Here is a 13,743-nt window from a genome sequence, read left to right on the forward strand (position 1 = left end):
GCAAAAAATGTAACACCTGCGTCTGATTGATATTTTATGGTTTAAGAATGCCTCTTTTTTGAAGCTTTGACTTTATGTCTGAGTACAGGCTAGCATTCAAGGGGCTGTGTAATAAGTTTTTCTTAAAATCAAAAAAATAGGCTTCTTCAAATTTATATACGTCTTTATTTTCATTGTCAGATGAGAAACTACCTTGAAAGAAAATTATTGAATTTTCAATTTGTAGAAATTCTTTTTTTATGTCAATATGGGATGTTGAAATAACATCTTGCACAAGAAATTTTCGGTCGTAAAAAATATAGCCGGTATCAATAATATTATAAATAAGGATATTATTTTCCTCTTTGTATGAAAGAATGTAAAATCTAATTTTTATATTATATCTGGTATTGTTACTTGATACTAATTTTATTGCAAGAGCATTTTGGTTATCAAGCGTAGTTAAATACATCGGAGATACTTGCCCTTTCTCTGCAGGAGCTATAAGTATTTGTGGTTTATTTTGAGATTTGATATTGATTTTATTTGTGACACGGTTTAAGGAATCAACTAATTCTAAGTTGTACTTTGCCAAGGCATCATTGGATGCATTGATGCTTTTTGTATAACTGCTATCAAGCCGTTGAATAAAGAATAAAGTCCTAATCGAATCGTTTATCTGATGAAGCGAGTCTCTTTCAGCCAGTTTTTTCCTTAAATCATTTTGATAAACTTCTGCTTGCTTTTCCTTCTCTTTTTCTGAATCTTGCCCAATCAGAAAAATAGCAATTGATAATCCGAATGATAATATTGTAAAAATTATCAAAGTTTTTTCAAGAGTCGAATATTTTACATCTTCCCAAGCAGATTTTGTTCGCTTATCTATTATTGGTATTATCACAGAGAAAATCTGAAATAATAATAGTAATACACTTAGAAATGTAAACATAATTTAACAGAGAATTTTATTTCATAAAGGTGTTTTATCTGTTTCGTCTTAATGTAAAGAATTTTCTAATTGTCATATCATTAAAAATTTTACATTATTTTCGTTATTGTTTCATGGCAGGACTCGAAAATCTTATTTGATATCTCACTTCCTCCCAAACCCCTTCTTAAAAAACAACAAATGATAATCCACCGCACTGCCCCAATAAGCACCGTTATGTCCACCGGGGCGTTCGGTATAATCATGATCTATTTTTAAGTTCATGAGTTTTTGATGCAGGTTGCGGTTCACTTCTAAAAAGAAATCACCCAAGCCACAATCAATGATGAGATTCAGTTCACCTTTCTTCAATGTTTCAATTTGATTAATGACAGTGTAAGTATCCCAGTTTTCTTTGTTGGTAGTAATATCACCCAGCACCTGTTTGATCTGCCAGTTGTTGGGGAACGGACGGATATCCACTCCACCAGCCATTGAACCCGCTTGTGAATACACTTCTTTGTTCCGCACCGAAAGGTAAAGTGCACCATGTCCACCCATGCTCAAACCGGTAATGGCTCTTCCTTTTTTATCAGCAATGGTTTTGTAATGTGTATCGATATAATTCACCAGCTCTTTGCTCACAAATGTTTCATACTTCATCTTGGGGTCAATGGGACTATCGTAGTACCAACTGAAAAAACCACCATCGGCACATACGATCATCATCTGCAATTCATCTGCCCGTTGTGTAAGCTGAGGCGCATCTTTCAACCATCCACGGTAATTGCCACTATATCCATGTAACAGGTACACTACCGGAAAACGTTCCTTACTTTTCTTATAATTCTTTGGTGTGATCACCACGCATTTAATTTCTTTCTGCATGCTGTTGCTGAAAACAGTAACGGTATCAACTTTGGCAGCTAAGAGATGAAAGGAGAGAAAAAAGAAAAAGAGGAGAGTGCTTGATCGTTTCATGTGTTGAAGATAAATATTTCTGCTGTTCAAAAAAGCTGTCATCCCGACGAAGGAGGGAACTGCCAGGCTATTGAATTTCTATTAAACAGATCCCTCCTTCGTCGGGATGACAATAAAAAGGGCACAGAGAAAATTCTCCGTGCCCTTTGAGTTACCTCATTGTTCTCTGTGGTAAAAATATTTAATTCTTCTTCTGCGCTCTCTGCATTGAATTGCCACCTGCACTTGCGCCACGCACAGGACCACCGCCCAGGCGGAACAAGTTAAACTTCGATGGCATTTCTTTCACTGGCCATAAGTTATTGCTTTCATCAATATCAGCAGTTTCACGCATTGGATCAATACGGATCGCTGTTACTTCTTTATCCTTGATGAATACTTTAGTAAACTTCTGTTCATTCAGTTTCCAAACACTAACAGGTACACGATCCACTTCTTTGCTGCCATCTTTAAATGTCCACTCAACAATCACCGGCATTACCATGCCACCCTTGTTGGTGAAACTTAATTCATAAAAATTTTTATTCGCCCATTTGCTTTTGTTCTCTGTGTCAATTGTTATAGCAGCTTCACGTTGCTGTTGAGAAAATTTCGCATCGGCACCGGGATTGAAATAATAATAATCACGCAGACTTGTATCGGCATCTGTTGCATACGTAATGCTCTTGTCGTCTTTGTTGCGGAGTTTGTGCACCGCATCAAATTCTTTTTGCTGGAACGCAGCAGTGTTTGATGCATCATTCATTTTGAACCATCGCACACTGTCGAGTGAAATATCAACAGGCTCAGTTCCATAATACCAACCTCTCCAGAACCAATCAAGATCAACAGCACTTGCATCTTCCATCGTACGGAAAAGATCAGCAGGTGTTGGATGCTTGAATGCCCAGCGGCGTGCATATTCACGGAAAGAGTAATCGAATAATTCACGACCCATTACGGTCTCACGTAAAATATTTAAACCGGTTGCTGCTTTTGCATAGGCGTTGGCACCAACCTGTGTAACGTTATCACCCATGGTCATAATCGGTTCCAGTTGATCTTTCGGCAATTTCATATAATCAGTGATCAAATGCGCAGGACCACGACGTGAAGGATAGTTGTTATCAAACTCACCTTCAGTTAAGAATTGGGTGAAGGTATTCAACCCTTCATCCATCCACCAGTATTGGCGTTCATCGCTGTTAACGATCATCGGGAAAAAGTTATGACCCACTTCATGAATTACCACACCAATCATTCCATACTTGGTTGCTTCGCTGTAAGTACCATCTTTTTCTGTACGGCCATAGTTGAAGGCGATCATTGGATACTCCATACCTTGTGAAGCTTCCACCGAAATGGCAACAGGATAAGGATAAGGGATGGTATGCTTTGAATAGATCTTCAATGTATGTGCTGTTACCTTGGTTGAATACTTACGGTACAGTGCATACGCTTCTTTCGGATAATAACTCATACTCATGATCTTCTTGCCTTCCACATAAGTTGGCATGGCATCCCATACAAATTTGCGGCTGGCACCCCATGCAAAATCACGTACGTTCTCTGCAGAGTAGATCCATGTTTTTTTATCGGTTGATTTATCTTTTTCGTTTGCTGTTGCTTCAGCAAGTGTAACAACCTCCACCACGTCTTTGGCTGATTGGGCTTGCTGCCAACGTTGAAATTGTGCTGCAGTTAAAAGTTGTTTGTAGTTCTGACATTCACCGGTTGCTGCTACAACAAAATCTCCGGGTACAGTCATTTTTACTTTAAAGTTGCCGAAGGTGAGTGCAAACTCTGAACCACCACTGAACTGTGTATTCTGCCAACCCTGGAAATCGCTGTACACTGCCAAACGTGGATAGAACTGGCTCATGGTAAACACTGCATTTCCATCTTCAGGAAACAATTCATAACCACCACGGCTGCCCCACACCAAACGATCGGGTATTTTATAATTCCAATCGATCTTGAAAATAAATTTTTGTCCGGGCTTTAATGCAACCGGCAGATCAATACGCATCATTGTTTGGTTGATGGTATACTTCAATGCATTTCCTGAAGCATCAGTAAGCTTTGTAATTTTTATACCAAGACCCGATTCCTGTGCTGTGCGCCATTTTTCAATGTTCACGAGTTGTGTGTTGCTCATGTTCGCTTCCATACGGTTACGGCCATTGCGCAGGTAATCATGATCAGGATTGTGAATGTTTTCATCTAACTGCATCCACAGGTAAGTCAACTGATCAGGAGAGTTGTTGAAATACGTAATTGTTTCGGTGCCGGTTAAACGAAGATTTGCTTCATCCAATTCAACACTGATGTCGTAATCGGCTTTTTGCTGCCAATACTTTGGACCGGGCGCACCGCTTGCTGTACGGTATTCATTGGGGCTTTGTAATAAGTATCCCAACTGTTCAAAACGGTTACCATGATTACTGCCGGGATTGCTCTGGGGCGGTTGTGCAACACTCACTACAGCGAGTAACAAACAACCAAGTAAAAAACGAATGTGCATAGTTCAGATTTTTTTTTGCTTTTTAAAACGGTAAGCGCTCAAGCGCCATAATAAATGAAATGCCAAAAATGCCGCCGCTGATAAACACTGTCCATTCTCTTTGCTTTATGTTCAGCAGGCGCACAAAGATGAAGGAAACCATCAACACAGCAAGTACAATCAATAACTGACCAAGTTCCAGGCCAATATTGAAAGCCAGTAATTGGGTGATGATGTTTTCGCTTTTACCCATCATACTCCTCAGGTAATTACTGAATCCAAGACCATGGATCAATCCAAACACCAATGCAGCAACGTAACGGAACCGTACATGTTTTGGTTGAGTGTTATTGCGGAATAAATTTTCCAGAGCTGTGATGATGATGGTAATTGGTATCAGGAATTCGATCCATGTACTGGGGATCAGAATTTTATTGAATACACTTAATGCTAATGTAACACTATGGCCAATGGTGAATGCGGTGATCAGGATCAACACCTGTTTCCAGTCTTTCAGAAAGTAAGGGAGACACAGCGCCATCACGAACAGGATATGATCGTAACCTTTCCAATCGGTGATGTGATAAAAACCTTCCCTTAAATAAAACCCAAAATCCCCCATTTTTTGTGTCAGCGGTGGTTGAACTCGGAAAATAAACCAGAAGTTTGTAATCTTGAAAACTAATACGAAGATGGTGGCAGAATTATATGAGCGGCTCGTTAAAGACAAGCCGGTAGTGGATAGTGGTGAGCAGGTAGTGGGAAAAGAGTCCTTAGTGGTTAGTCGTCTGTCGTCTGCGGCCTATCGCCTGGTTTTACTTGCCGCTATCGGATTATGGCTAACGGCTTTCTCCCTTCATCCTTACTACATGAGCGTAACGGAATTTGAATACAAACCTGCGGAGAAAGAAGTGCAGGTTGCATGTAAAATTTTTACTGATGACCTGGAAGAAACATTGAAAAAAGAATACAAGCGAAAAGTTGACATCCTCAATACATCTGCTAAAAAAGAAAATGAACAGTTGCTCAACAGCTACCTGCAACAGCATTTGCGTTTGCAGTTAGATGGCAAACCGGTTGCTTTGAAAATGATCGGGTTTGAACAGGAAGGTGAAGCGGTGTGGATCTATCTTGTTACAAATAATACTGCTGCATTTAAATCGGCTGTTGTGTTTAATGATCTGTTGTACAGTTACAGGGAAGATCAGTTAAACATCATCCACTTCAAAAATAAAGGAGAGCGCAAGAGCCACCGTTTTACATTTCCCAATAAAGAAGTTGCGTTAAGCTGGTAAGTTGTTTTGCTGATGAGTTTTTTTCTTTGCGTGAAATAAATCAAAACGCATCTAAATAAATTTTCGCTGCCAAAAAAAGAATGGAAAACAAGCACGCCCAAATGCCGTAATAGTAAAGTGTTGCTTTCTTTTGAAAGCGTACATGTATTTTATGATCGATACTTCTTGGATTAAGTTTCATTTGCGTAATTGGTTTCAACTGTAACATCTTCTGAACCCATGCACGCATAACTGAGTTATTGTTTCGTTGAATGTGTTTCAGGTTAAGATTGTCATAACCTGCCATCAGCAACGCACGCATCACATACAGAACAAATAACAACGCAAAAGACCCATATAATAAAAGCATCAGCATGCAATCAGAATTGTAGTGGTTTCAATTTTAGTTTGCCATTGGTTTTCCACTCAATGGCTGGTGCAGGTGTTTTAAAATATTGCAGCAGGAATAGAGGTGCATTCAAAGCTTGTACCGAACGTATCCTGTGCAGATCGGCATCGGGTGCCAGGTAAAACTGACGGGTACGTTTAAACGAAGGTATCTCTTTACCGTTAATCTCAGCAGGGTTTTTCAATGCACCGATCATGCCATCGGCACCAATGCCGGCAGCCACATTAAACCACACAGGGAAATTACTTTCTGTTTTCATAAAGGATCGAAGGTTGACCGATAGCCAATAGGTTTGTCCGTTATAATCTTTCATTAAACGTTCGGCCCACTTTTTCCCTAATAATTTCGGATTGTATTGTGCATACGGCGAAAAGCTTGCCGAAAATTTCAATCCCATGCGTTGCTGTCCCCAGCCATACTGTTGCGCAGCAAACAATCCCGCACCTGAAATATTGGCCAGCATATCACCACCGGAGAAACCCCAGTCACGGGAAAAAGCATCCATCATTTCCACAATACTTAAAAAGGCAAGGGATGTTAATGCCCCGCCAACTATTGCCTGTTTTGGTTTTACACCACTCCAGCGTAACAAATCGTGCTGCATCACAGAAACGTTATACGCAGTGGTGGCATGACCCAGCTTATCCATCTGCAGCCATTCTTTGTTATCGTTCAGCAAATGGAATTTACTCTTTGGAAATTTTTTGTACCACAGAAAATACAAACCAACAGATGTTAATACAAACACGGCCGATTCAGTCCACACTACTTTCCGTAAACGATCGGGGCGAAACTGATCACTTGGCGGCAGAAAATACTGCTGTGCACCTGCCTGCTGCACAGTGATGGATGCAATAAAAATCAATAAAACAATCTTGCTGATATAATGCTTACACGCCATAGGCTGCTGCAAAATACGGAAGCTGCAGAAAATATCCATTCTTTCTGAAATTGCTCTTGAAACAAAAGCAAGAGAATCATACATTTGATTTCCTAAAAATTAACTGTATGCAAGCAACGATTCAGGCCAATGTACAAAAGTGGCTCACCGGCAATTTTGAACAATCGGTAAAAGATGAGATAACAGCACTTCAACAAAATAACCCCGATGAACTGGCAGATTCGTTTTACCGTAACCTGGAATTTGGTACAGGTGGCTTGCGTGGCATTATGGGTATTGGCACCAACCGCATGAATAAATACACAGTTGGAATGGCTACGCAGGGCTATGCCAACTATCTCAATAAAAGTTTTGGCGAAGGCAATGTAAAATGTGTGGTTGGTCATGACAGTCGCAATAACAGTCGCCTGTTTGCAGAGATCGTTGCCAATGTAATGGGCGCTAACGGAATTAAAGTGTATTTGTTTGAAGCATTACGCCCAACACCTGAGTTGAGTTTTGCGATTCGTCATCTCGGTTGCCAGGGAGGTGTTGTTTGCACGGCATCGCACAATCCCAAAGAATACAACGGGTACAAGGCCTATTGGAACGATGGCGGACAGTTAGTGCCACCACATGATAAGAACGTTATTATTGAAGTGGATAAAGTTGCAGGTGTTGATGATGTAAAGTGGAGTGGTGGTGAAAGCAACATTACATTGATCGGAAAAGAAATGGATGAAGCATACATGCAAATGATACAAAGTTTGAGCGTGTATCCTGAAGTATGTAAAGCGCAACATGATCTGAAAATTGTGTACACATCCATTCACGGCACAGGTATTACACTCGTGCCACAGGTGTTAGAACGTTTTGGCTTTACCAATGTAACCATTGTGGATGAGCAGAAAGAACCCGACGGAAATTTTCCAACAGTAGTTTATCCAAACCCCGAAGAAGCAGAAGCCATGAATATTGGTTTGAACAAAGCCAAGGCAATGGATGCTGATATTTTATTGGGAACCGATCCTGACAGCGACCGTGTTGGTATTGCTATTAAAGATCATAAAGGCAATTGGGTGCTGATGAACGGAAACCAAACCGCTGTGCTTGCTTTCAATTACATGATCGAAGCACGTAAAGCAAAAGGCATCAATCAACCAAATGATATGGTGGTGAAAACCATTGTAACAACAGAAATGATCGATGCCATTGCAAAGGCAAGCGATATCAAGTGTTACAATGTGCTTACAGGTTTTAAATGGATCGCTGAACTCATTAAAGAAAAAGAAGCAACAGAAAATTATATTGTTGGTGGCGAAGAAAGTTATGGCTTGATGATCGGCAGTCAACTGCGTGATAAAGATGCCATCAGTGCGGTTGCATTGTTGTGCGAAATGGCAGCGTATGAAAAGAACAAAGGCCGCAGTCTTTACCAGAAGATGATTGACTTGTATGTGCAATATGGTTTTTATAAAGAAAGCCTGATCTCCATCACCAAGAAGGGCATGAACGGACAGGCGGAAATTGCAGAGATGATGGAAGGCTATCGTACCAACACACCAACGTCTATCAATGGTTCTGCAGTGGTACAGTTGCTCGATTACCAATTACAGAAAGGAAAGAATATTCAAACAGGTGAGGAATGGACGATCAACTTGCCGAAGTCGAATGTGTTGCAGTTTATTTTAGCTGATGGCAGTAAAATTTCTGCACGACCAAGCGGAACAGAACCAAAGATCAAATTCTACTTTAGTGTAAATACCAAACTTGATAAAGCAGAAAATTTTGATGCAGTACATGAGCAGTTGAATGAAAGGATCGATGGAATTATTAAGGATATGAAGTTGAAGTAAAGAGAAGTACGATGTTGGATGTACGGTGAACGAAGTTCAACTTCACCTGTCATCCCGACGAAGGAGGGATCTGCTCAACTCATGTACAACAGCTCAACAGATCCCTCCTTCGTCGGGATGACAAAAAAAGATAAGGCTGCATCAATGCTGTAATCAAATGAAGACAATAAACGACATCGAAGTAAAAATCCGGAAGCTTAAAAAACGAAAGATTATATACATTATTATAGCCTGTTTTTTGATACTTCTCAACCTGCTTACAGATTTATTGAGTTTTATTGAAGGAAAATTTTCCTCCGACGACATTGGATACAACATCGGTTATATGATCGGCTCTCACTTTTTTTTCATTTTCGGACTGTTTCTTTTCTATCGTGTATTTAGAATAAATCGAAGGATCAATGAACTGAAGCAACATGCGTTAAATACTGTGGTGGATTCTATCGGCAGTGATGTTATAAATGATTAATTCTTCATTATTCAATCCGTATCTTGCACCTGCTTTATGAGACGATTTGAAGATAGTTACAGACACAAAGGATTACGCAAGAAGTTAGTTGATCTGTTGCGTAGTAAAGGCATCACAGATGAACGGGTGCTGGAAGCCATCAATAACATTCCCCGCCATTATTTTTTAGATACAGCTTTCGATGAAATTGCCTACGAAGACAGGGCCTTTCCCATTGGTGAAGGACAAACCATTTCGCAACCATACACCGTTGCTTACCAGACACAGTTACTTGAAATAAAACCCTACGATAAAGTACTGGAGATCGGCACAGGCAGTGCTTACCAGGCTTGTGTACTTGCCGAAATGAATGCACAGGTGTACACGATCGAGCGCCAAAAAAAATTATTCGACTTTAATAAAGCCTCTTTTCCTTTTTTGAAAAAATACCTCAACATTAAATTCTTTTATGGTGACGGGTTTGAGGGCTTACCCACTTATGCGCCCTTTGATAAAGTGATCATTACAGCGGCTGCACCGTTTGTTCCTCCTAAGTTGATTGAACAAATGAAACCGGGTGCAAAAATGGTGATACCGGTTGATGAAGGCGATACGCAACGCATGAAACGTTTAACCAAACATGAAGATGGTTCTTACACCGAAGAGGTTTTCGATTCATTTTCATTTGTACCAATGCTGGGTGGCAAGCAGAATGGAAAGTAAGTTGGTTTATTCTAGTTCGCAGCAATTCATCCAAACAAAAAAACAGCAACTGCATTACTTCTACTTTAAGCGAAACTAACGGTTGCTAAACGTTGCAACAAAACGATGAGATAATGAAATCGTCATCGCCCTATTAAATCTGCCAAAGCGGGGAAAAATAAAGTTTGTAATATTAGCATCAGAATAGGATGTAACCCAGTAAAGTAAACTTCATAAAATTTATGACAAAATCGGGACAGGCACTGACTGCAGAGAGACCAACTCCAGCTGCAATCGTTAATTTTTCAATGCGTCGAATGTTTAGCAGACGTTCAGCAGCAGGCATCGTCGTACTTTTTTTTACAGTTGTAAACCTTTTCTCCTGTACATCTGCCGATAAGACGGACAGCACATCAACATTTCAGGTGTTGGAAAGTAAAACAACAGGCCTCGACTTCAGTAACGATCTCACCTACGATAACGATTTTAATCTTCTGCGATACATTTATTTTTATAATGGCAGTGGTGTGGCAAGCGGAGATTTTAATAACGATGGAAAAATTGATCTCTATTTCGGTGCTAATCAAAAACAAAGCCGGCTTTACCTGAATGAAGGTGAAATGCATTTTAGAAACGTAACGAAGGAAGCAGGCATATCGGACGATAAAGGCTGGACGACCGGCGTATCGGTGGCCGATGTAAATGCAGACGGGCTATTGGATATTTATGTTTGCCGGGTAGGTTACTACGAATCATTGCGCAGCAAGAACCAACTGTTGATTTGTACGGGTATCGATAAAAACGGAGTTCCTCACTATAAAGATGAAGCCTTGCAATACGGACTCGAATTTTCAGGGCTTTCCACACAGGCTGCTTTTTTTGATTACGACCTCGACGGTGATCTTGACATGTTTCTGCTCAACCATTCTGCAAACGGGTACACATCATTACGGACAAGAAAAGATTATTTGAAAATAGAGAACCCCCTGGTTGGTGCCCGGTTGTTCAGGAACGAAGGCACTCGTTTTTCTGATGCAACAAAGGAGAGTGGAATTAATAATTCCATACTCGGTTATGGTTTAGGAATAGCTGTTGCTGATATAAACATGGACGGCTACCCCGATGTGTATATCGGGAATGATTTTTATGAGAATGATTATCTGTACATCAACCAAAAAAACGGAACCTTCAAAGAAGAGAGTGAAAACCAGTTAATGCATACAAGCCATTATTCAATGGGTGTGGATGTAGCCGATGTTAATAATGATGCCTTTCCCGAAGTTATTTCGCTGGATATGTTGCCGTCTGATCCCGCTGTTCTTAAAATGTCGAGCGGCGAAGACGATTACGATTTGTTTAATTCAAAACTGAGAGAAGGGTACTCATTTCAATACAGCAGAAACAATCTTCAGCTAAACAGGCGAAGCAGTCTTTTTAGTGAAACAGGGCTTTACAGCGGCATTGCAGCTTCCGACTGGTCATGGGCTCCTTTATGGCTGGACTTTGACAATGATGGATTGAAAGATCTTTTTATTTCCAATGGTATCCCTAAAAAAATGAATGATATTGATTACATCAATTATTTATCCAATACCGAAGTGCAGATGACGAATCAGGAACGGGAAGCGTTCAATAATGATGTAGCACTCATTAAAAAGCTTCCTGAAGTGGCGACGCCGAACAAATTTTATAAAAACAAAGGCAATCTGGTATTTGAAGATGGGGCCGCAGGAATCGCAAACGATCAGTCAACATTTTCGAACGGTGCCGTATATGCCGATTTTGATAATGATGGTGATCTGGATATTGTAGTAACCAACATCAATGCAAAAGCACTGATTTATCAGAATACACATAGCAAACAGGGCGAACGAACATCATTGACAATTAATTTGGTTGGTGATGTAAAAAACAAACGGGCAATTGGTGCCAAAGTAATTGCGTTTGCAAACGGCGAAATACGAACCTATGAAAAGTTTCCTGTGAAAGGGTTTCTTTCAAGCATGGATGGTCCTTTGTTAATTGGGCTTACAAAGGCAACCATTGATTCGATGCTGTTGATTTGGCCGGATAATTCTTTTCAGAAAATCACTATTCCTTCAAACGGTGCAAGCCTTACTGTTACCTATCAAAAAGGATTGCCCTTGTTCGATTACAGCAGTTTGCAAAAGCTGCATGTAAACAAATCGTTTCCCATTGCTGATATCACTCAAACTACCGGCATCAATTATGTACACCGGGAAAACATGTTTGTTGACTTTAATACGGAACGTTTAATTCCACACATGGTTTCAACCGAGGGTCCTGCACTTGCAGTTGCTGATGTTAACCACGATCGTCTGGATGATGTGTTCATTGGCTCAGCAAAAGACAGTAAAAGTGTTTTATACATTCAACAACCTTCGGGAAAGTTTGTAAAGACGAATCAACCCGCACTTGATAAAGACAGCGCATACGAATCAGTTTCTGCAACCTGGTCCGATATAAATAATGATGGACATCCGGATTTGATTGTTGTGAATGGGGTTGATCAATACTATGATGAAGCAGATTTCGGCACGCCACGTATTTACTTCAATGATGGTAAAGGACTGCTTACAAAAGCAGTTGAATCGTTCAGCAATCTCAATGTGTCAGCATCAACAGTTGAAGCTGCAGATTTTAATAAGGATGGTTTTCCTGATTTGTTTGTGGGTGCAAGATCTGTATCCGGTAACTATGGTAAAATTCCTCAATCTTATTTATTGCAAAATAATGGCAAGGGTAAATTTACAGATGTAACAAAGGCTGTTGCAAAAGAATTAAGTGACATCGGATTTGTAACGCACAGCAGCTGGTTCGATATCGATAAAGATGGGGATCAAGATCTTATTATTTCGCTGGAGTGGGGTGGCATTTATGCGTTTATAAACACGAATGGAAGCTTTCAAAAGCAGGTATTAACCGATAAAAAAGGGTGGTGGAATTTTGTGTTGCCGTATGATTTTGACGGCGACGGTGATATTGATTTAGTGGCCGGAAATTTAGGTGAGAATAGTCGCCTGAAAGCATCGCAACAGGAACCGGTAAAATTGTATTACAATGATTTTGACGGAAACGGAAACAACGAACAGATAATGACTTACTATGTAGCCAATAAGGAAATACTGTTTGCAGGTAAGGGTGATCTTGATCGGCAATTGCCGTTTCTTAAAAAGAAGTTTTTGTATGCGAAAGACTTTGCAAAAGCTTCTGTTACTGATTTGTTTGGGCAAGAGAAGCTTGCTCAATCCACTGTTCTTAGTGCAGATTATTTTTCCAATTCAATATTGATCAATGAGGGCAACTTGAAATTTTCCGTTCAGCGTTTGCCCTGGCAGGCACAGCTTTCGTCGTTGAAAGATGCGGTTGTGTATAATGCAAACAACGATAGCCTTCCGGATATTCTGCTCATTGGAAATTATTACGACAACAACACCGAGCTGGGACGAAACGATGCAGATTTTGGTACCGTTCTCATCAACAACGGGAACAACAATTTTATGTTCGAAACACTCAACGGGGTAGCGATCAAAGGCCAGGCGAGGCGTATAAAAAAGATCAGCACGAATAAAAAAGCAGCGTATATCATTGCAAGAAATTACTACAGTATTTTGGTGATACAATAACGATAAGCCGTGCATTGTTAACATCCATTGTCAATTCCCTAACTAGCGTGTGGCTTTGCAGATGGAATGTTCATTCAATCGTTTTCTACTTTTATATTCTTCAAAAAAATAGCTCAGGTAATGATCATCCAATCAATAGATGTATTACCTGAGCTAT

General features: G+C 40.1%; 10 protein-coding genes. 4 read left to right on the forward strand and 6 right to left on the reverse strand.

Features of this window, described 5'->3' with window-relative positions; genetic code table 11:
* Window positions 1–34: 34 nt before the first annotated feature.
* From VK159_RS01165 to VK159_RS01180, 4 genes are all read right to left on the reverse strand, one after another.
* Window positions 35–928 (reverse strand): hypothetical protein, encoded by an 894-nt coding sequence (locus VK159_RS01165; RefSeq protein WP_324228306.1) that lies wholly within the window; start codon window positions 926–928, stop codon window positions 35–37.
* A 144-nt stretch (window positions 929–1,072) separates the two neighbouring features.
* Complete coding sequence (locus VK159_RS01170) at window positions 1,073–1,888, reverse strand: alpha/beta hydrolase family protein (RefSeq protein WP_324228307.1); 816 nt, start codon at window positions 1,886–1,888, stop codon at window positions 1,073–1,075.
* A 181-nt stretch (window positions 1,889–2,069) separates the two neighbouring features.
* Window positions 2,070–4,391, reverse strand: coding sequence for a M1 family metallopeptidase (locus tag VK159_RS01175; protein ID WP_324228308.1), 2,322 nt, complete (start codon window positions 4,389–4,391; stop codon window positions 2,070–2,072).
* Window positions 4,392–4,413: 22 nt separating this feature from the next.
* Window positions 4,414–4,992, reverse strand: a complete 579-nt coding sequence (locus VK159_RS01180; RefSeq protein WP_324228309.1) for a HupE/UreJ family protein — start codon at window positions 4,990–4,992, stop codon at window positions 4,414–4,416.
* A 52-nt stretch (window positions 4,993–5,044) separates the two neighbouring features.
* Between VK159_RS01180 and VK159_RS01185 the strand changes: the two genes are divergently transcribed.
* Entirely contained in the window at window positions 5,045–5,665 is a 621-nt protein-coding gene (locus tag VK159_RS01185) for a DUF6702 family protein (protein ID WP_324228310.1), read from the forward strand.
* Window positions 5,666–5,705: 40 nt separating this feature from the next.
* Here the strand turns inward: VK159_RS01185 and VK159_RS01190 are convergent, their stop codons facing one another.
* Window positions 5,706–6,020 carry a hypothetical protein gene (locus VK159_RS01190; RefSeq protein ID WP_324228311.1) on the reverse strand — a complete coding sequence of 105 codons (315 nt, stop codon included), beginning with the start codon at window positions 6,018–6,020 and terminating at the stop codon, window positions 5,706–5,708.
* 4 nt (window positions 6,021–6,024) lie between these two features.
* On the reverse strand, window positions 6,025–6,993 hold the full coding sequence (locus tag VK159_RS01195; protein WP_324228312.1) for a DUF2279 domain-containing protein: 969 nt from the start codon (window positions 6,991–6,993) through the stop codon (window positions 6,025–6,027).
* A gap of 68 nt (window positions 6,994–7,061) precedes the next feature.
* Between VK159_RS01195 and VK159_RS01200 the strand changes: the two genes are divergently transcribed.
* The 3 genes from VK159_RS01200 (at window position 7,062) to VK159_RS01210 (ending at window position 13,586) form a co-directional block, all read left to right on the forward strand.
* Window positions 7,062–8,789 carry a phospho-sugar mutase gene (locus tag VK159_RS01200; RefSeq protein ID WP_324228313.1) on the forward strand — a complete coding sequence of 576 codons (1,728 nt, stop codon included), beginning with the start codon at window positions 7,062–7,064 and terminating at the stop codon, window positions 8,787–8,789.
* Window positions 8,790–9,294: 505 nt separating this feature from the next.
* The gene (locus VK159_RS01205) at window positions 9,295–9,960 is read left to right on the forward strand and encodes a protein-L-isoaspartate(D-aspartate) O-methyltransferase (RefSeq protein ID WP_324228314.1); all 666 of its coding nucleotides are present in this window, start codon (window positions 9,295–9,297) and stop codon (window positions 9,958–9,960) included.
* Window positions 9,961–10,181: 221 nt separating this feature from the next.
* Window positions 10,182–13,586 (forward strand): VCBS repeat-containing protein, encoded by a 3,405-nt coding sequence (locus tag VK159_RS01210; RefSeq protein ID WP_324228315.1) that lies wholly within the window; start codon window positions 10,182–10,184, stop codon window positions 13,584–13,586.
* Window positions 13,587–13,743: the final 157 nt, after the last annotated feature.

Origin of the sequence: Lacibacter sp. (genome assembly GCF_035299325.1) — a bacterium.
Taxonomy (GTDB): domain Bacteria; phylum Bacteroidota; class Bacteroidia; order Chitinophagales; family Chitinophagaceae; genus Lacibacter.

Excerpts from the sequence above, each read along its gene's own strand:
- VK159_RS01195 (WP_324228312.1), bottom strand. The coding sequence starts at position 6,993 with ATGGATATTTTCTGCAGCTTCCGTATTTTGCAGCAGCCTATGGCGTGT.
- VK159_RS01180 (WP_324228309.1), bottom strand. The coding sequence starts at position 4,992 with ATGGGGGATTTTGGGTTTTATTTAAGGGAAGGTTTTTATCACATCACC.
- VK159_RS01190 (WP_324228311.1), bottom strand. The coding sequence starts at position 6,020 with ATGCTGATGCTTTTATTATATGGGTCTTTTGCGTTGTTATTTGTTCTG.
- VK159_RS01175 (WP_324228308.1), bottom strand. The coding sequence starts at position 4,391 with ATGCACATTCGTTTTTTACTTGGTTGTTTGTTACTCGCTGTAGTGAGT.
- VK159_RS01200 (WP_324228313.1), top strand. The coding sequence starts at position 7,062 with ATGCAAGCAACGATTCAGGCCAATGTACAAAAGTGGCTCACCGGCAAT.
- VK159_RS01165 (WP_324228306.1), bottom strand. The coding sequence starts at position 928 with ATGTTTACATTTCTAAGTGTATTACTATTATTATTTCAGATTTTCTCT.
- VK159_RS01205 (WP_324228314.1), top strand. The coding sequence starts at position 9,295 with ATGAGACGATTTGAAGATAGTTACAGACACAAAGGATTACGCAAGAAG.
- VK159_RS01170 (WP_324228307.1), bottom strand. The coding sequence starts at position 1,888 with ATGAAACGATCAAGCACTCTCCTCTTTTTCTTTTTTCTCTCCTTTCAT.
- VK159_RS01210 (WP_324228315.1), top strand. The coding sequence starts at position 10,182 with ATGACAAAATCGGGACAGGCACTGACTGCAGAGAGACCAACTCCAGCT.